Source organism: Xenorhabdus hominickii (genome assembly GCF_002632725.1).
GTDB lineage: Bacteria > Pseudomonadota > Gammaproteobacteria > Enterobacterales > Enterobacteriaceae > Xenorhabdus > Xenorhabdus hominickii.
The window spans coordinates 14562-31633 of record NZ_NJAI01000007.1 but is presented as its reverse complement, the minus strand read 5'-3'; the positions used below and the strand labels follow the sequence as shown (position 1 = coordinate 31633).

Genomic DNA, 17072 nt, shown 5'->3' with positions numbered 1-17072 from the left:
GTTCATTTCCCAATTAATCGAATCCTGCTGCTTTCCCCATGTATGCAGTGTGCTTTCGATAATGGTGACATAATTGCGATAGCGCATCTTTTCCGCTTCGGGGTCTTTTGCGGTGGCAATGGTGACCACGTTATAGCCCTGCCCGTCCGACAGTTCACTCAGGCCACTGACATTCATGGACAGGCCGCTGTACTCCGAAAACCGTTCATTCATAGCGGACTGGTAGTCCGCGAGTTCAATGTTTTTCCCCTGCTCGACGCCACTGGGCGCTACTTTTTCACCCACTCGGGTCAGAAATAAATTGCCGTCAGGGGTGTCGTAATACAGTAGCGCCGACCAGCGGGTGATGCGGTCAATCACCTCCTGGGAGGATTCCCCCCAGTTCAGGGTAAACTGCGGTACAGGAGGCATATCGGTCACATCGGAGGTCACCGTGATGTCGTACCACTGCGCCAGTTTCTGGGCAATCTGCAATGCCGTTGCCGACGAAATGACGTTTTGCGGCCATTTCGCGGAACAGTCCACTAAATCCTGACACTTGCTGCGCCCGGTGACTCTTATCTGGTGGGTGCTTTTGTTGATGGATGAATTCCAGATATCGATATAGCCGGTGATAACCGGGTCATCGCCCAGCAACACCTGGCAGGGTTGCCCGGCCTCGACCAGCTGTTTTTCATGACTGCCGGGATAATAGTCCATCAACATCAGTTCAAAATCAGCGGGTAATCGTTCAATACCGCGAGTCACACGGATACTGTCCCAACCGTGAATCACCCTGCCACCGATAACCAATGACAGCTCATTCGCCGTTTTTTTCATTTGCGCAACGCCTTAAATCTGACGGGCAGAAAGGCTGGATGACGGGGATTGGTCGCCTGAATCAGTTCATCACTGCGGCCTGCATCCTGATAAATCCGGTTGGCCACATTCAGCGACGGCAGAACGGCGGGCAAACTGAACTGAGCCAGTCGGCCGGATTCAGCGCCGTTCAGTGCTGCACTGGTGATGAACGCATAGCGCAGTGACATCAGAGTCTGGTAGATATCATCCATCCCCAAATCCCCGGACATCACTGACGCCGCATCCAGCGCATGACACACGCGTCGTTGCAGGTCATTAGCCTCCTGCGTGTTTGCAGGCGTGAATTCACTGGCAGTCCGGGCCATTGCCCCGGCAGACAGTACCACCAGTAACAACACCGTCATTTCGGTCACATGACGATCGACTGAATTTTGTTGGTATTGGGCGTTCTGAAATGTGGCTAAATTCTCAAAAATCGCCATTTTCTCATCCGTACTTCCGGCAGAACTGATAATGGCATCAACAACACCGTGCGCGGCCTGACTGAACGCCTCAACGGTCAGTGAACGGGATAGCCTGTCGATAGATTCAGCAATGGATTTGCGCCCCATGATGACGGCGGCGGTGTTTTTCCTCACGATCTCCGCATCATCACGGTGTTGAGCGTCGCGTGACCGAATACCTGTCGCACCGGACACTGTGCCGCCAATTTTCCCGCGCTGATAACGCCCGTAACGCTCGCTGCCAAACGTGGTTTTCAGCATATCGCTGAGATTCGTCACCTCATCCACTGAACGGGTCACCATGCCAATCCACTGGTTAGCCGTCGCCTGAATGATTTTCATGCCCTGCACGACGGAACGGATCTCCCCCCTGATTGCCGAAACATATTTCGCCAACATAGTGGTATACGTTCGCAACCAATGATTTTTAACCTCAGTCGCGGATTGGGTGCTGTTTGTGACGGCAAAAACCTGTAACCCGGATTCGATGACCGTCAGGGTGAATTCAAACACCCGCCCGAACTCGACGCTTTCATTCATGCGAAGGCCACTGTCTGTCACACTGACCGTCAATTCCCCCAGTGTCGGATGGATCAAGGTACCGGTTGAACCCGTCTCACAGGCGGCAACCAGATTTTTACGCTGGGTGATCACATCGGGCGCGTGATAAACCCGACTGTCCTGAACAATAAAGCCCCGCAGCGTGATCCTTCGGGTGGCCCGGCCTAAATCCTCAACCCACGCGGTATCACGGTACGGGTATTCATGCACCGCCTGACGACGGCCAAAGACACTCTCACCGGACACCACCGCAAAGGGCACGCCACGGAACGAGGCCGGGTGAAGATGTTCAGCCCACTGCCATGACGCATCACTGCCACCACCCAGCAATGAAGAAATAGCATCTTTAATAAAGGCCATGTGATACCTCTTTTTTAGGCGCAAAAAAGCCGCAATTAAGCGGCCTGATAATATTTAAACTTAGTTTTATGCTCTGAATTTATAGCCTTCAAGTGCCTTCATCATTGGCTGCATATCTTCCTTATGTATCAATAGATATCCAGCTCGTTGGGCTATTTCCATAAAGTCATTTATGGTCGCTACATGATGCTTTGGCGTCAGTGCCGAGGAGTAAACGACCTTGCCATTTTCCAGTTGCATTAGTAACTTTCCACTGAACCCAGAATAACCATGCAAAACGGGCGATTCTTCTTTACCAAGATATTCACCCTCCAGCACATTTAAAAACTCTATGGCTTCCGTTATTTGTGATGGTTCAAGCTGAGTAATATGTTTAACTTCGAAATGCTCATGAACCAGTTTCCAGATATCGGGATAAATCCGACCAAGACCAGTCGTGATTAGACGCTCGGCAGTTTGACGCAGTGGTGTTAACTGGCTGGCTGTTGAGCGACGAGTTTTAGGTTTTGTAGCCACTGGCTCTTTCTCAACTTCACGATCCAGTATGTCCAGTACCCATTTGCGGAACTCTTTTGCAACACTTGTCTTTGAGAACATAGCGATTAAGTGAGCGCCTCTGAGTGAGAAGACACGTATCATCATTGAGACTGTGCCTGTTTTTCTAACGACACTCAAATTGAGGGTCGTTGTCATCGCTGAGGTAAACTCATCGGAATTGCGGTCATAAATCTGGGTAACGGCATCTGACTTTTTGTACTCAAGAGCTTTCGCTAACTCAGCGGCGGTAAACCAAATCTTGTTGGCATGAGATACCGGATTAAAAACTGTACTACGGAAAGTTAATTGATTCGTGTTATTCGTTTTGCTAATTGCTATACTAGTCATGTCGGTTACCTCGATAAGTTTCTGACAAATTAGAAGCCCTGACTACTCGTAATAGTTGGGGCTTCACTGTTTCTAGCTATGTATTCTTCAAGTGCCTTAACGATTACATAGTTCATGGATCTATCTTGTGTACCTGCAATGCATTTCAAGTTTTCCCTTACTTCACTTGGCATCCTAATATTTACCTGTGGCAATCTTTCTGTTTTGTTCATAGTTCCTCACTAATGATATCCATTGGCTACCATTGATAGATTAGTAGCAGGTGGCTACCATGTCAACATTATTATTGCACCGGATTTTACTTATGAGCCGTGAGCCACAAATAAACATTCGTCTACCGCAAGACCTTAAAGAAGCCGTGCAAAATATGGCATCAGACAATAAGCGGTCTGTAAATGCTGAGATTGTTGCTGTTTTGTTAGATGCAGTCAGAAAGCATAAATCAGGCGATCAAATCCAATCATCAATGAAATGTCAGCCAACGAAAATAGATCCCATAACTGAACGAAAGATATTAGAGGAAATTGCAAAGCTAGCCGCAGAAAACGCAGTGAAGCTTGAAAGGAATAAAAGATAAAAATAAGCCCCATGATGGGGCTATTTTTTACATGGCAGGTATAGTTTCCAATCTTCAACATCAGTATCCAATTCACAGATCCTTTTACCTGTTGGCGATATTAGATACTCGTTATATACACGACCTTCACCTTCTCTTATTTCGCTTTGTTCAACAACTAAGCTACCGATGTATTTATTATTTTCTGGCTTACCTACTAAGTTAGACATGTTAACAAATGTTAAATCACCGTCTGTAATGAATTTTTCCTTTATATTCATGTACTGATTATCAAAAGGAATTGTGAAAGCATGTATAGCATGACTGACAGCCCAAGCAGGAACAGAGAAATAAACAATACCTTTCTCGCGGTTATAGCCTACGATTTTCATGTTAAAAAGAGTCGTTTTGGGATCCTCGGTGTATCTTTGCCGTATAATGTCTTCTTTGCCACGAAAGCCATTTTGAGTTACATAAATTATCCTGACGCTGCTCTTGGGTTTGAGTGATCGTGGGTTCTTTTCTTCAATAGTAACGATGGCTAACGATTCTTTAGAGTTGGGTATCAGGGCGCTTGTAACTTTCATGCCTTCCCCTGCGACCCATGAAGTTATATTCCTACCCTCATAACATACAACGCCATCAACACTGTAACGCCCCCCTGAGAGAGATGGAGGGAAAATAAACCCTTCATATCTGCCCCCTCTGTAAGTATCACAATGCACTTTACTTGCAACTTCTGGAATGTCAGGATTATCATCAGCTTGTTTCTCCGCTTCACTTTCTCCATATGAGTGAAGCTTACCCTCATCACCTTTAGATGAGGGTTGATTAGCGGAAATCAGCCTATAGAGTTCAGTAGATTTCTTATACCAATCAAGTAAACATTTTTCTGTATCGCAGTTTTTTTCGCGTAGCTTCCAGTTTTGCTTAACTAATTTTTTAAAATCATCACTGTTACCAGTGGCAATTTTTGCTTGGAGGTAATCGACATACAGAGCATCGTCAGCCTGAGATAAAACCGAGGTGTTGCAAATTAGCTTCTCGGTCTTACTGAAAGCTTTAGTGCAATCAAAACTTGCAGCACCCACACTAGCAGATACCAAAAATAACGCGATAGTAAGTAAAGATGTATTCCATATGCTCATCGTTATCCACTCAGTTTTTATATTTCATTCAGAATATAACAAATCACTTCTCTGAATGAAATATAAGCCATTTTCAAGGATACTGCATAGAGGTTGTGATTTTTCCTGCGGTTTTTGTTTGGAACCTTTGCCGCTCTCCCGTATTGTCATTGACCAAATTAATATCAACTGTGATGGTTTTATCGCCTATAGCTTCCTGAATCGCTAGCGCAATTTTTTTGATCGTTTCTTCATCGTATTCAGTCTGTCTGTTTTGACTGTAGAGTGATGGGAGTGGTTGCTCTTGCCCGTTAGAGCCATATAACATTCGCTGATTTTGCAAGTGATGATTCGCGCGTAATCCAGCCCAGCGTGGATCATGAATAGAAGCCATAATCGCCCTTTGCAGTTCTTCTGGGCTAAATTGCATCTCGCTTTCTTTGAATATCATCGCTTTCATGAGCCTTTCGATAAGCTCAGGCTCATGCATATTTAACCTTTCATTCGGATTTATGCCTGTTCGTTTAGACACAAAATCAATATAACCAAACGTGTTATTTTTGTCTTTTATCGGCGCATATTTGTGAATAATACGATTTAACGTATTAATTCCCCTGTCACCATACAGCATCAATTGTCGGCTCATGGCAGACAACCCATCCTCCATTGTTCTGAACTGAACAAAACTGTTCTCCGGGTCAGGTCCATCCCTGCCAATGGCATTGGAAGCTGCTCTGAGGTTGCCGGGATTTTTATTCCGTTCACCGCGAGTGGTTTTGCCGTTTTTTTTACGCTGATTGGGATTCGGGTAGTCAGGCGTTTTTACTACAGACATATCAGGCACTTTCTCACCCACATGGCTGGGTTTTTCATTCGGAAAATAATAAGCGTTTAATTTTTTGATTAAGTCTTCTGACGCATATTCAAGCAGCAAATCCGTCTTTTCTTTAAAGCTCAGTGTCCTTCTGAATTCATCATCTTTTTTTGCTTTTTTCAGCAATGCTAACTGGTCGCCACCATGATTAAATCCAAATGGATTAGCAAATGCCGCTGCTCCCGCAAAAAAACCATGAACTGAATTTTTATCTTTAGCGACTTCTTTCGCTTTATCCCATTGACCAAAGCCCGTCAGTAACATGTCACCCCTAAATTCTCTCAACGCTCCTGCGGCTCTGGCTTCGACTTCGTTTATGCGCTCACCCAGTTTCTCAATTTGTTCATTGTCTTTATCCTGCTTGGTCAGTCCAAAAGCATCTGATTTACTTAATAACTCTTCAATCTTAAATTTGCCATTTATTTTCCGTCCTCCGTCCCTCAGAAATGACAACGTATTAGCATCCAATCCCAAATGCTCACGTAACGTATTTTGCGTTTCAGGTACGATATTATTCCATTCCGCCGCGAGGTTTTTCATTGTCTGGTAAACATCTGCGTTATCGTTTTTATTTTTTGCTATTTCTACGCCAATTTTATTCAGTTCGGCTTTTGTGGCGCTATTTCTGATCGTGAGGGCATTCTGAAGAACGGGATAGAGTGATTCGACAGACTGATCAGCCTCGTCCATTGCAGCCCCGGTAGAGAGCTGCATCGCTCCGGACATACGGGTAAAATCCGCCACGCTCATCCCTGAGTTTTTTGCCCGTGTACTGCGGGTGATCGCTTCTTTGCCGGCATCCCGTACGCTTTGATACAGTTTTGTTGCGCCATATCCTATAGCGCCCACCCCGCCGACGATCCCCCCGTATTTTTTGGCAAGACCGCCATATTTTGCGGTTAATTCACCCACATTTTTAAGCGGAGGAATAATAGCGCCGATATGTTGAACGTTGTCTTTGGCAAACTGCGACATATCGCGCAGTTTATTGCTGACGGCACCGACATTATCCAGCGTTTCGCTGCCGCCAAATCGCAATTCCTCACGAACGCCTGCCAATGATGGGCGCAGGCTTTTTAACTGCATCTCCATCTCAGCAATCGTTTTGGTGACGTTTTCATCCGCATTTAGCTGAAAATCAAACACATTAGCCATTATTCCCCCCCCACCTTCATGATTCGTTCTGCCTGTTCAGCCCACCATTTCAACCTTGAACGACTCAGGAGCCACGCATCTTGTGGCCCCCAGCGGTAAAAATAGGTGACGTCTGCCGCTAGTCGCTGCCACTGCTGAAGTCCGGATTTCCCGACAAAAAAACTAAAAGATACTCCCGGCAAACGTTAAAGTCAGTAATCGCCATCTTCTTTAAGACCGACTCGGGTATGTTTGATACCAGCGCAATCAGCAATCGCATAGCAGGCAAAGAACTGTTAGGACTCTTCGCTTGTGCATCGTAAAACTGCTCAACTTCTATCAGCGCAGGCTCATGCAAATGAATTTCGGTATAAACCTCTTTGCCGTCATTACTCTCAATGGGTTTGCTTAATTGAACAACTTTAGTCTTTTCCACGTTAATTCCTTAGTTTTCAGTAACTGAAATACCTTCCCAACGAACTTCGAACTCCGCATCTTCGCTTTTGACTTCCTGCGAGTTCACGGTCCACATGCCTTCACCGATGATAGTCTTGCCGTTGGCGAGTTCCGCGACGATGGTCACGTTGGTCTGGCTGTTAAAATCGGCGACCGTGGTACCGCCGCTGTCACGTACCCGACAGGAAATAAAGGAGGCGCTGGGCTTTTCTTTATACCCGTGCACACTGTCCATGCCGGTCAGGGTTTCACGGGTGACTGCTGAGGGGCTGTAGGTAAAATCACCCACTACCATGATGGAGATCCCATTCACCGAGACGTAGGCGGTCCCCGCCAGCCGGTTTGATGTATTTCCCATAATTTTCTCTTATGCTGTCGGTTGCAGACGGAACTGGTTGAGCAGGGCGAACACGCGCAACTGATTAATTAATGTGCCCGTCCAAAGAACATCCAGTCGGTTTGGGTTGTGAGCGTTGATTTCCACTTTCAACCCACTCGCAAATGCCTTTGAATCCTGCACGTAACCGTTACGCTCCAGTGTCCGGTACTGGGCGATGAGTTCGGCACGCACCACATTCGGCGTCACAATGGCCGAGCCTGCCGCAAATCGTGTGCCGTCTGCCGCCAGTTTCATACGACGAAATTTAGAGGTGATCTGCGTGCGAATGTAACGAGAGACAAACGCCAGTAAAAACAACGTTTCTATCTGCAGATAACTGTCGTCATTATCGCCATACGGGTTTTTCTGGTACGTACTAATGACATTTTCAATCTGCACTGTGCCGTCATCGGCCACCGTCACGGTTGAAATGCCGCTGTGCAGTAGATTATTGCGTTCAATCAGGCCGAGCTGGTCTTCTGCTGCCGGGGCCAGAACGCCCGCCACGGGCAAGGTCTGCAACGGCCTGCCGGGGTCATTTCTGAGTGACGGCGCGACTGCACCGGTGACGGCCGCTGACCAGATGTAATTAGGGGTCGGGGATTTCGTCACACCCAGCACGGTTTCATGCTGATTGTTGCGGCGCGCGCCGGCATCCGCCAGTTCACCGTAGGTGCCGCTGACGACACTGATCGCATGGCCGTACAATTGTTGCTCCCATGACCAGCGACCCCCTGTATCTGACAGAAAGGATTTCATCTCATCCAGTGATGTGGTATCGGTGTAGGGATTGACGATAAAATCAAATGACCGGTCGCTCAGGTTAGACAGGCCATTTTTCAGTTCCGGTGCACCCGCGCCCCCTGTCATGGGGGTGATAGTGAGAGCCAGTCCTGCCGGAGTGACCTCACCGCCTGCCTGCCCACGGTAATTGAGGCAAACGTTGATACCGTTGCCGTGATCGCCTTTATTTCTGGCGGTGACTGTCACCGTGTCATCCGTCGCGGTTGCGGTCACCGGCAGCGCAGTTTTACGGTTAATGGCGGTGACTAATGCCGCTGCAATCTGAGCCGCTTTATCCGTCGCCATGACCGTAACCTGCACGCGCTGACCGGCGATATACAACGAAATAACACCCGTATGGGTCGGCAGTGACGAAACTTTAACGCGGCCTTTCGCCGCCAGCATATTCTCGCTGTCTTTCAGGGGTAACACCCACAATTCAGCCGCCTGATCATTCGCCAGATACGCGGCGGTCATCCCGTGCAGCAATGAGCCGTGTCCAAACTGGGACGCAGCCTGTTCTGCTGAGGAAATACGGATCGGGATATCGGGCGTGGCGACGGCACTGTCCAGCATTTGCCCGAGAATGAGCGAACGCTGGGTGGCTATGGCGCTGTTTGCCATGGAGTTATCGAGCTCAACGAAAAACAGCGGCGTTCTGAGGTTATTGGGAATGCGGGAAAAAGGAATTGCCATTATTCAGCCTCCTGAGCGGCCTTTTTGACGAGTTTATTTTCCGTCACGGGTTGCGATAAACACACATCGCCATCTTTTAACCGGCGATGCCAAAATAGGGTATCCGGCACCTCGGCACCGGATTCGGGCAAAGGCTCGCCCTTAACCGGACAGCGCACCAACCGCCCGGCAACAGGTTTTACAAACATAGGATTACTCCAGATTAATTCGAATATGGGGTTCAGGGGTGTGTTCTGGCATCGCGACGGTCACGTCAATGCTATCCAGTTGATGCGTTTCAATCGGGTAAAAATCTTCCGGTCCCTGATAGTATTCAATGTCGATATCCATCAGGAGCTGGGCGAAATGCCCCTCGCCGCTGGCATCAATATCAATTTGCGAGCGAATTTCAGCATATTGCTGTATGACTTTCGTCAGTTCATAACTGTTGATGACCGCCCGCTCGATTTGTTCCCGCAGCGCCTCTAATGCCAGTTCCGCCTGTTCTGCCCCATCATCAGCATCACCGTCGAATTCCTCTATCCTGCCGGTGACCCTGACTGTCGTTGTGGTATTAAACTGAGGAACGTTACGGCCCAATGATTTTTTATGATCAAACGGAGTCTGCACCAGAATACAGGGGTAATCATCCCCGCGGGTTGACCAGTCGCGCGGGGAATAGACGCGGGATTTCGCGTCTGTTTTCCCCATAAGCGCCTGAACAACCAGATTACGGACTGTGGCTGCGTTCATTTTTTGGGTTTAATCCTGTTGAGTAACAAATGCGTCCCGCCGTGGCTGTCCGGCTGAACATCACTCACGACAAATTCAGCATTGACACTGTACACAAACACCCGGTCTTGTTGCTGTGGTGGGGATTTGAATACGGCATCACGCACACCCAGCAACGGTTTTGTGGTGTTAATGCTGCTGTCGCCGTCCAGCGATTCCACTTGCTGGGTATAAGCGCGGTCAAACACGCCCATAATATCGTACGGTTTGCCGCCATGCGGTCGCCAGTTCACCCGTTCAGCAAATTGTTGATGCAACGGTGCCAGCAGGTGTTTATCCCAGTCAATCGGCATCAGGCCTCCTGTTGGATTTTAACGCCGTCCTGAACGGTGACGGAATTGCCGGACAATAACTGCGATTTCAGCGCATCCAGCCGCATCACAACACCCAGTTGAATCAGGCGTTCCGCGTCCTCGCCAGACAAATAAATGACGGAGTTTTCAGGGTATGCCACACCATCATGCTGGACGATGTTTCCCTTCAGCACGACCCATTCCGGCGCCTCTTCATCAGAAACGCGTTCATCTTCATCATCATCCTCTGGCTCTTCCGAGAGTGTATCCGGGGATTTTGTCAGAGCCGGCTCTAACTGAGGTTCTTGCAGGTTCTCTGTCACATTCACCTGCAATTCGGGCGGTAATCCGCCCAAATCATCAGTGACTGTTTCCTGTTTTTTCGCCATCTCACACCACCCTTGCGCACAAGGCCGCATTCACCCGGCTGGGGATAACCAGCGGCGCAGATTGCATCATCAGGAAACGCTGCGCGGGATCTTGCTGTAACCACGATTTCGGCGCATAGGCCATCGGACCATAGTTAAATGCGGGGTCAAGGATGGCACCAAAGGCGCGCGTTCCCATCAGGTCAGCACCGGACATAATGACCGTCCCCTCTGGCAACATCGGTTTTTCTTTGCCATCCACCGGGTCGATAAACCAATCGTTGTACACCCACAAATCAAATTGTCCCCAGCGTCCCTTATAGACTGCGCCTTTCTGCACCTGCGTGCCGGGATTAATCTGGTTACCGTACGGGTTTAATGCCGGGAACTTAATGGCACTGTCGGTAACCGTGGTATCCAGACGGAATGCGTTCCATGACCGGGTGGTAAACACCAGATCGGTCGGCACGGCACCAGAATTTTTCAGAATGCGCTGTGACCACGCTTCAATATCCTGTGTTGGCTGGTTATTGGTTTTACCTGCATCGACCCTGGTCGGCCATTTATCACTGCCGCTTAAGGTGACAGTCAGGTCAGCAGAACGCCCGAAATTGACGACTTTCGTTTCGTAACCTACACCTGCAACCGTAATGGTGCCGCTCGCCAGCGCACTGGCCGCCATCCACTCTAATCGGCGGTTAATCATATCGATTTGGTCAGCCAGCTCAAATTGGATATTTAACATCTCACGCTCCGCAGCGGTGTACTGACCGCCAATGCGTTCCCCAATCTGGCGGCGAATGGGTTTGCGTAAATCCGGGGCGCGCTTGTCTTTGATGTAGGCTGGTCTGAATGTGTTGGTCTGAATTTTGCGGGATTCCACCAGTTTACCTTCCACTAACGGGGAAACAAACGGAGCCATGCGGCGCAGACCGACATCCACATCAACGGAGACCTCTTCAGTGTCCGATTCCACGATGTTGGGGAAAAACTTATCCAGCAGCCAGTTCTGACTGGTCAGCAGGTTCGGTACGACCTGCACTAACACGTTAGTATCATAAATATTCATGCGTTTCTCTTATAAAAAAGACGTCACAACGCCTGCCGGAGCCAGCATAGCGACGTCAATCAGAAATGGGATTTAGGCTTGTTCGCTGTCGCGCAGGAAAATGGAAAAGGTACGCAATTGGGTTTTTAATTCAGGGAGCGCCCAGCTTTCATCGAAAATCACCCGATGGTGGTTAAACTCCCCCATCAGATAAACGCCACCCGTCACACTGTCAGCGGTGGTGTCAACATTGTCCACCAGAATCGCACTGGGGATCTGACTGCCGTCTCCGGCTCCTTTTTTACTGACCGCGTATTCACCGGTGGCAGTAATAACACCCAGTACCGTACCGCGCTTCAATACACCCGCTTTGGCAATCGTTACGCTGTCGGTGACAATTTGCAACGGGCCGGAAATTAACTGGTCAGGCACAAAAACAGCCTGTGTCATGCCCGGCTGAAAGGGATTCTGAGAGAAGTTTTCCATTATTTCGCTCCTTTGTTGGCGTTATACAAACCGGTCATTTTGCTGACCAGCGCTTCGGGTGATCCTGTTGCCGGTTGGCTGGCATCCGGTCCGACACGCACTGGCGGCTCAGCTTGCATCCGGCTATCCAGTGATGCACGGTATGGTTGCGACTGCACCGTCCCCATCGCTTTCAGTGTGCTAATGGCTTCGCTGGCTGACATGCTGGTATTGAGAGCCAAATGTGCCGCCATATCCGGGCGACCCGCCGCATATTGGCTGCCGAAGATTCTGGCACAACGTTTACGCTCGGCACGACGGCCTTTTTTGACATCCTCGTCGTCTTCCGCATCAGGGTCGTCATCCTCATCGTCGTCTTCAGCATCAGGGTCGTCATCCTCATCGTCTTCTGACTTCGCTTTCTTGGCTTTTTTCCCTTTTTTGCCTTCCTTTTCTTCGTCTTGCTCTTCATCGTCTTCGGCACCTTCTTCGTGCTCGTCTTCTTCGGCACGACGGCTTTTTGCCTTGCGTGCTTTTTCATCCTCTTCTTCTGACATTTTTGCTTTCATGCCAAACGACGGGATCAGATGAGCAAATGTTGTCATAACCATATTAAACTCCAGCCTCTTTCATTAGTGTTTGAAATGCGATATCAGGTGTGGCTACAACATCAGCCAAACCCAACTGGACACCCTCAGCGGCCAGATAGCAGGCAGCCTGTGTGTCACGAATGGTTTTTTCTGTCATTCCACGGTTACGTGCAACGGTAGTCACAAATAACTGCCCCATTGCATCGACGTCAGCCTGAATAGCTTGTTGGGCTTTCTCATCGAGTGGTACGTGCGGATTACCTTCTGCCTTGCGATCCCCGTAAGTGATGATGGTGACTTTTAGGCCGTCTTCTTTAATTTTCTGCGACCAGTCACAATGGATCACAATCACACCGACAGAACCCACACCACCGGTACGGGGCACGGTGATTTTGTCCGCAGCACTGGCAATCGCGTAAGCAGCTGAGTAGGCGTTCTCGTTCAGAATGGCATGGATAGGTTTTTGGCCTCGTGACTGGTAAATCAGGTCAACCAGGTCAAAACAACCGGCAACCTCGCCACCCGGTGAATCAATATCGAGGCAGATGCCTGACGCATCAGGGTCATGTAATGCAGTTAAAAATGCCTGCCTGATACCGTCATAACCCGTCATACCACTGTACGGCCGCAGAGAACCCAGCTTTTGAACCAGAGTTCCCTGCACCGGAATCACCGCTATCCCCTCCAGTACGTCGTAACCGGTATCACGTTTGCGACGGGAAAATGAGTCATCGTCATCATCCCAGTCCCTCCCGGCCTGAATTTTAGTGATACCAAATCGTTCCATCACCGCACTCATGACCACTTCGGCTTTGCGCGGGTGTATGGCCAGTGGTGTGTTAAATAGCTTTTGGGCTAAATGGGGTAAATTCACTTAGCCTCCTGTTTGTCTGTCGGGTTATCGGGCGCAAATTCTTCTGCCTGCGCCCAGCTCGGCACAGCGATACCCAGTTCTTTAAATCGCTGAATTTCATAGTTGCGTTGGTCGACCAGTTCTTCCCAGTCTTCACCCATGTTTTCAGCGACCTCCATTTCCAGCGTCGATAAACCTGCCTCCATACTGAGAATGGCCCCTTTTTTCTCTGCAACCGGATCGACCCACCCGCGACCGGGTCCCATCCACCGTGCACGGCAATAAGAGGCGGAGGCTTCTGTAAAGTCAGGCGCACCGGCTGGCAGGGGAACATTCTCAACGTCATGGATTTCCTCGGCAAAAGCCACAGCGATGGGCTGAGCAAAACCGTTGGCATAATCATCACGGCGGCGGGTCAGCGTTTTCCACGCCTCCAACATAGCAGCGCGGGCGGATGAATAGTTAACATCTGACCAATCCTGCGTGACCTGCTGGGTGGAGAGTCCGGTTGCCGCGGCAATATTACGCAGTACCGCGCTTTCAAAGCCGTCAAAGTTACTGGTCGGACGCGCGGCTGACAGGGTGACAATTTTTTCATTCGGGAACAGATGCGGAATGCGTGCACCGTTCTGAAGATTCAGGCGCTTATCTTCATAGTATTCACCCCGTTGAGTCTGATACGCGCTCAATTCGTCGCCACCTAAATTGCTGCTGTCACCGAGGGCGGAGGCGACCATTTGCGCATCATAAGGGGATTCGATATAAGCCCCGAAAATTGCATTGAGAATCGCGGCTTCTAATTCTGATTCATCATATTTAATCAGCATTTTCAGGCGCTGAACGATAGGGGCCAGAATACCCATCCCGCGGTGTTGCGCACCGCGCTCCATATCAAAATCATGCACAACCACCGGGCGACCCCATGAGGTTTCCCGTGGTATCCGGTTCCATGTCATGGTTTTCCTACCCGACCACCAGTCACCCATATGAGCCTCCCGGATGTGATAAGCGATCGGCGCGCCGTCAGCGTCAATTTCTACCCCGCCGCGTACATGAGGCATGTCCATCAGTTCCTGCGGGTTACTCAGGCGATCGGGATCAATAATCTGAATCGTTGTCGCATAACGGGCTTTACCGGGTCCCAGTCTGTCCGTTCTGTATTGCAGGACAGCCAGTGCATCCCCATCGAGTAACTTGTGCCTGAATCCGAGGCGCAGCATTTGAGATACGGTTTGTTTGCGTTCCACATCACAGTACCGACCTTTGTCATTTGACCAGGATCGCCAGTGTGCGGTAATGAAACGACTGTACTCTGCCGCCCAGACAGCATCAAAAGACGTATTGCCGGTCAGTTGCCGCAGCATGCGGTAATCCGGTTTAAATACCGGACGGTAACAGGCACCTACAGCATTATCCAGCACACGCGTAATTGACCCGGCAGCCCAGCCATCATTACGCACCAGATCACGCATACGTGATACGATGCGGTCACGGTAAACATTAATCTCATTATCCGGTGACCCCAGCGCAGGCTGCCAGTTGGCCATCTGGTCACTGAATGAGTCAGCGGCATCGTAGGGAATACGCCCACTTCCCGATAAGGCATTAAATTTCAATTTGGCATTTGAGGGCGGTAACGGCTCACCATTAGGCCCTAAGATTTTCACGCTCATTAGTACCTCACCCTGATGGGTCGTCTTGCTGTGATCCCCAGTTCGGTTTGGATTGCCTGAATTAGTGCTAACAAATCACCTAAGCTGGTTTGTTGATATGACACTGAGCGCGTCCCGTCACCCTGCGTATACGAAAATGAGACGCCTTTCGCGCCGGTTGACAGTTCAATATAGGCTAGTTGAGCGGCATTGAGTGCAGCTTGAAGCTGTTCACGACTCATACCGGTCAGCAGCGTGGTTCTTCGCATGGGTTCTCCTTAGGGCAGAAGCTGTGCCATGCGTTTCCGTTTGGGCTTTTCCTCCGTTGACTGAGGAATAATGACCCCGGGGAAACGCAGATTGGTTTTTATTTCCAGTTGTGCCGGGGGGGTGATTAACCGATCAGGATTACCGGCGATATTGTCTGCCAGCGCATTCAGTTTCAGTCCCATGTACATCAGGCCGCATAACGCGGCGTAGCTGTAGACACGGCAATCCAGCGCTTCGTTGGCACGACCGGGAATTTGCTCCCACACGCGATATCGCTGACCACCTGACTCTTTAGTTACCGACCGCTCGGCCAATAACTGGCTGAAATAATGCAAATCACGATCAGCCGGAAAGTGCATATAGGACGGTGACGGTGTGCCATCTTCTGTCGGTTCAATGTGTAACCGGCCACGAACAGTATCTTTGGCTGCATTCACGCCAATGATAATCGGTTTAAAACTGGATTTAGACCGTGAAGTAATGCGCTTGGTGGGCCATACAGGAGAGCGTTTACCACCGCGAGCAGATTCCCCTTTGATGGCCCAAATCCGACGACCCAACCGTTCACGCGCAAAATCATACACCTTCTGTGTATGGTTTCCGCCAGAGTCCATACAGGCCGCGATAATCGCAAAACCCCGACCATCAGCACGGCGCCAGATTTGTTTCAGGTAAGCATCCAGTCGCGCCCACGGTTCGTCCGTCTCCAGATCACCTTCAATCACATCGTAGGCAATGGACCAGCTCTCTTCGCTGCGTCCCCATCCCACCACTTCGATTTCAAAGCGATCCCCTTGGGTATCGATACCTGCCGTCATGACAGTCACACCGTCCGGTACTTCTGCCGCCCACACCTCGCAACGCTCCAGTAACTTACGCTCACTGAGGGCTTTTTCACCCCGGTCTTCATAAGGTTCACCCAAAACAAGGTTAATAAACGTCTGGCGCATTAACGGATCGTCTTTCACCCGCAACCATTCGGCGACCAGATATTTCCATGCCGCATTCGGGAACAGGCTGTAACCCGCCCAGATATGAAAGCCCGCATGACCGGTAAACGGTTTTTCAGCCCGCCACTCCCCGCCTTTGATCATGAGGGGTTTGTCACTGTCATGAATAACGCAGCCGTTATGACGGCAAACGTAATACGCGGTATCCGGTAATCCCTTGTCATTGCTGTCTTTATCCCATTTCAAGCCGTAAGGGGTATCAGGACCACCCCATTCCAGAACCTGAAACTCGCCACAATATGGGCAGGGGACGTGGTAGTAGCGTTGATCACTGTCCTTGAAGGCTTTTTCTATCCGGCTGGTCTCTTTTACGGTCGGCGTAGAACCCAAGACAATTTTTCGGTTCCAGAACGTTTCGGAGCGTTTAATCCCCAGTGCGATTTGGTCACCTTCCGCCCCGGCACCGCCAGAGGGATACCCGTCCACTTCATCGAATAAGATGATGCGACAGGTGATACGACGAAACCCACCCGGCGAGTTAGCTCCCACCAGGGTTAAATTAGCCCCATTGGAAAACTGCTTCTTAAGAATGGTCTGCCCACTGTCTTTGGCTTTCGCCTCCCCCGCAATTTCTTTCAGCACCGGCGTATCCCGCAGCATCGGCGCGATTTCGGTCTTGCTGTAGTCCTCGGCATCC

General features: G+C 49.8%; 21 protein-coding genes. 1 reads left to right on the top strand and 20 read right to left on the bottom strand.

Annotated features, from left to right (window positions below; genetic code table 11):
- The 4 genes from Xhom_RS19055 to Xhom_RS46455 all read right to left on the bottom strand — a co-directional run.
- The coding region (locus tag Xhom_RS19055) for a phage baseplate assembly protein (protein ID WP_099139825.1) at positions 1 to 819 on the bottom strand (819 nt) is incomplete at its 3' end.
- Positions 816 to 2225, bottom strand: a complete 1410-nt coding sequence (locus tag Xhom_RS19050; RefSeq protein WP_069316208.1) for a DNA circularization protein — start codon at positions 2223 to 2225, stop codon at positions 816 to 818. The genes Xhom_RS19055 and Xhom_RS19050, both read right to left, overlap by 4 nt.
- 66 nt (positions 2226 to 2291) lie before the next feature.
- Entirely contained in the window at positions 2292 to 3110 is an 819-nt protein-coding gene (locus Xhom_RS37335; RefSeq protein WP_084023079.1) for a BRO-N domain-containing protein, read from the bottom strand.
- A gap of 29 nt (positions 3111 to 3139) precedes the next feature.
- Complete coding sequence (locus Xhom_RS46455) at positions 3140 to 3322, bottom strand: Arc family DNA-binding protein (protein WP_069316209.1); 183 nt, start codon at positions 3320 to 3322, stop codon at positions 3140 to 3142.
- Between the two features lie 59 nt (positions 3323 to 3381).
- Between Xhom_RS46455 and Xhom_RS19035 the strand changes: the two genes are divergently transcribed.
- Positions 3382 to 3687, top strand: coding sequence for an Arc family DNA-binding protein (locus tag Xhom_RS19035; RefSeq protein WP_069316210.1), 306 nt, complete (start codon positions 3382 to 3384; stop codon positions 3685 to 3687).
- A gap of 20 nt (positions 3688 to 3707) precedes the next feature.
- Here the strand turns inward: Xhom_RS19035 and Xhom_RS37330 are convergent, their stop codons facing one another.
- From Xhom_RS37330 to Xhom_RS18945, 16 genes are all read right to left on the bottom strand, one after another.
- The gene (locus Xhom_RS37330; RefSeq protein ID WP_069316211.1) at positions 3708 to 4814 is read right to left on the bottom strand and encodes a lysozyme inhibitor LprI family protein; all 1107 of its coding nucleotides are present in this window, start codon (positions 4812 to 4814) and stop codon (positions 3708 to 3710) included.
- A gap of 73 nt (positions 4815 to 4887) precedes the next feature.
- Positions 4888 to 6822, bottom strand: a complete 1935-nt coding sequence (locus Xhom_RS19025; RefSeq protein ID WP_069316212.1) for a hypothetical protein — start codon at positions 6820 to 6822, stop codon at positions 4888 to 4890.
- 118 nt (positions 6823 to 6940) lie between these two features.
- A complete protein-coding gene (locus Xhom_RS19015; RefSeq protein WP_069316213.1) occupies positions 6941 to 7237 on the bottom strand; it encodes a phage tail assembly protein in 297 nt (98 codons plus the stop codon).
- Between the two features lie 9 nt (positions 7238 to 7246).
- On the bottom strand, positions 7247 to 7615 hold the full coding sequence (locus Xhom_RS19010; RefSeq protein ID WP_069316214.1) for a phage tail tube protein: 369 nt from the start codon (positions 7613 to 7615) through the stop codon (positions 7247 to 7249).
- Positions 7616 to 7624: 9 nt separating this feature from the next.
- Positions 7625 to 9115, bottom strand: a complete 1491-nt coding sequence (locus Xhom_RS19005) for a phage tail sheath subtilisin-like domain-containing protein (protein WP_069316215.1) — start codon at positions 9113 to 9115, stop codon at positions 7625 to 7627.
- Positions 9115 to 9303 (bottom strand): DUF2635 domain-containing protein, encoded by a 189-nt coding sequence (locus Xhom_RS19000; protein ID WP_069315692.1) that lies wholly within the window; start codon positions 9301 to 9303, stop codon positions 9115 to 9117. The genes Xhom_RS19005 and Xhom_RS19000 overlap by 1 nt, the downstream gene beginning before the upstream one ends.
- Positions 9304 to 9307: 4 nt before the next feature.
- Positions 9308 to 9847, bottom strand: a complete 540-nt coding sequence (locus tag Xhom_RS18995; protein ID WP_069316216.1) for an ATP-binding protein — start codon at positions 9845 to 9847, stop codon at positions 9308 to 9310.
- The gene (locus Xhom_RS18990) at positions 9844 to 10179 is read right to left on the bottom strand and encodes a head-tail joining protein (protein WP_069316217.1); all 336 of its coding nucleotides are present in this window, start codon (positions 10177 to 10179) and stop codon (positions 9844 to 9846) included. The genes Xhom_RS18995 and Xhom_RS18990 overlap by 4 nt, the downstream gene beginning before the upstream one ends.
- A complete protein-coding gene (locus tag Xhom_RS18985; RefSeq protein WP_069316218.1) occupies positions 10179 to 10568 on the bottom strand; it encodes a hypothetical protein in 390 nt (129 codons plus the stop codon). Before Xhom_RS18985 ends, Xhom_RS18990 begins: the two co-directional genes overlap by 1 nt.
- 1 nt (position 10569) lies before the next feature.
- Positions 10570 to 11616: a major capsid protein gene (locus Xhom_RS18980; protein ID WP_069316219.1), complete on the bottom strand. Its 1047-nt coding sequence runs from the start codon at positions 11614 to 11616 to the stop codon at positions 10570 to 10572.
- 72 nt (positions 11617 to 11688) lie between these two features.
- Positions 11689 to 12081 carry a head decoration protein gene (locus Xhom_RS18975; RefSeq protein WP_069316220.1) on the bottom strand — a complete coding sequence of 131 codons (393 nt, stop codon included), beginning with the start codon at positions 12079 to 12081 and terminating at the stop codon, positions 11689 to 11691.
- Positions 12081 to 12671, bottom strand: coding sequence for a hypothetical protein (locus Xhom_RS27685; RefSeq protein WP_069316221.1), 591 nt, complete (start codon positions 12669 to 12671; stop codon positions 12081 to 12083). Before Xhom_RS27685 ends, Xhom_RS18975 begins: the two co-directional genes overlap by 1 nt.
- A 1-nt stretch (position 12672) precedes the next feature.
- Positions 12673 to 13524 (bottom strand): S49 family peptidase, encoded by an 852-nt coding sequence (locus tag Xhom_RS18960; protein WP_069316222.1) that lies wholly within the window; start codon positions 13522 to 13524, stop codon positions 12673 to 12675.
- Positions 13521 to 15176: a phage portal protein gene (locus Xhom_RS18955; RefSeq protein ID WP_069316223.1), complete on the bottom strand. Its 1656-nt coding sequence runs from the start codon at positions 15174 to 15176 to the stop codon at positions 13521 to 13523. The genes Xhom_RS18960 and Xhom_RS18955 overlap by 4 nt, the downstream gene beginning before the upstream one ends.
- The gene (gpW, locus tag Xhom_RS18950) at positions 15176 to 15424 is read right to left on the bottom strand and encodes a gpW family head-tail joining protein (protein ID WP_069316224.1); all 249 of its coding nucleotides are present in this window, start codon (positions 15422 to 15424) and stop codon (positions 15176 to 15178) included. Before gpW ends, Xhom_RS18955 begins: the two co-directional genes overlap by 1 nt.
- Before the next feature lie 9 nt (positions 15425 to 15433).
- A partial coding sequence (locus Xhom_RS18945; RefSeq protein WP_099139824.1) for a phage terminase large subunit family protein occupies positions 15434 to 17072 on the bottom strand: 1639 nt, incomplete at its 5' end.

Excerpts from the sequence above, each read along its gene's own strand:
- Xhom_RS19050 (WP_069316208.1), bottom strand. The coding sequence starts at position 2,225 with ATGGCCTTTATTAAAGATGCTATTTCTTCATTGCTGGGTGGTGGCAGT.
- Xhom_RS37335 (WP_084023079.1), bottom strand. The coding sequence starts at position 3,110 with ATGACTAGTATAGCAATTAGCAAAACGAATAACACGAATCAATTAACT.
- Xhom_RS46455 (WP_069316209.1), bottom strand. The coding sequence starts at position 3,322 with ATGAACAAAACAGAAAGATTGCCACAGGTAAATATTAGGATGCCAAGT.
- Xhom_RS19035 (WP_069316210.1), top strand. The coding sequence starts at position 3,382 with ATGTCAACATTATTATTGCACCGGATTTTACTTATGAGCCGTGAGCCA.
- Xhom_RS37330 (WP_069316211.1), bottom strand. The coding sequence starts at position 4,814 with ATGAGCATATGGAATACATCTTTACTTACTATCGCGTTATTTTTGGTA.
- Xhom_RS19025 (WP_069316212.1), bottom strand. The coding sequence starts at position 6,822 with ATGGCTAATGTGTTTGATTTTCAGCTAAATGCGGATGAAAACGTCACC.
- Xhom_RS19010 (WP_069316214.1), bottom strand. The coding sequence starts at position 7,615 with ATGGGAAATACATCAAACCGGCTGGCGGGGACCGCCTACGTCTCGGTG.
- Xhom_RS19005 (WP_069316215.1), bottom strand. The coding sequence starts at position 9,115 with ATGGCAATTCCTTTTTCCCGCATTCCCAATAACCTCAGAACGCCGCTG.
- Xhom_RS19000 (WP_069315692.1), bottom strand. The coding sequence starts at position 9,303 with ATGTTTGTAAAACCTGTTGCCGGGCGGTTGGTGCGCTGTCCGGTTAAG.
- Xhom_RS18995 (WP_069316216.1), bottom strand. The coding sequence starts at position 9,847 with ATGAACGCAGCCACAGTCCGTAATCTGGTTGTTCAGGCGCTTATGGGG.
- Xhom_RS18990 (WP_069316217.1), bottom strand. The coding sequence starts at position 10,179 with ATGCCGATTGACTGGGATAAACACCTGCTGGCACCGTTGCATCAACAA.
- Xhom_RS18985 (WP_069316218.1), bottom strand. The coding sequence starts at position 10,568 with ATGGCGAAAAAACAGGAAACAGTCACTGATGATTTGGGCGGATTACCG.
- Xhom_RS18980 (WP_069316219.1), bottom strand. The coding sequence starts at position 11,616 with ATGAATATTTATGATACTAACGTGTTAGTGCAGGTCGTACCGAACCTG.
- Xhom_RS18975 (WP_069316220.1), bottom strand. The coding sequence starts at position 12,081 with ATGGAAAACTTCTCTCAGAATCCCTTTCAGCCGGGCATGACACAGGCT.
- Xhom_RS27685 (WP_069316221.1), bottom strand. The coding sequence starts at position 12,671 with ATGGTTATGACAACATTTGCTCATCTGATCCCGTCGTTTGGCATGAAA.
- Xhom_RS18955 (WP_069316223.1), bottom strand. The coding sequence starts at position 15,176 with ATGAGCGTGAAAATCTTAGGGCCTAATGGTGAGCCGTTACCGCCCTCA.
- gpW (WP_069316224.1), bottom strand. The coding sequence starts at position 15,424 with ATGCGAAGAACCACGCTGCTGACCGGTATGAGTCGTGAACAGCTTCAA.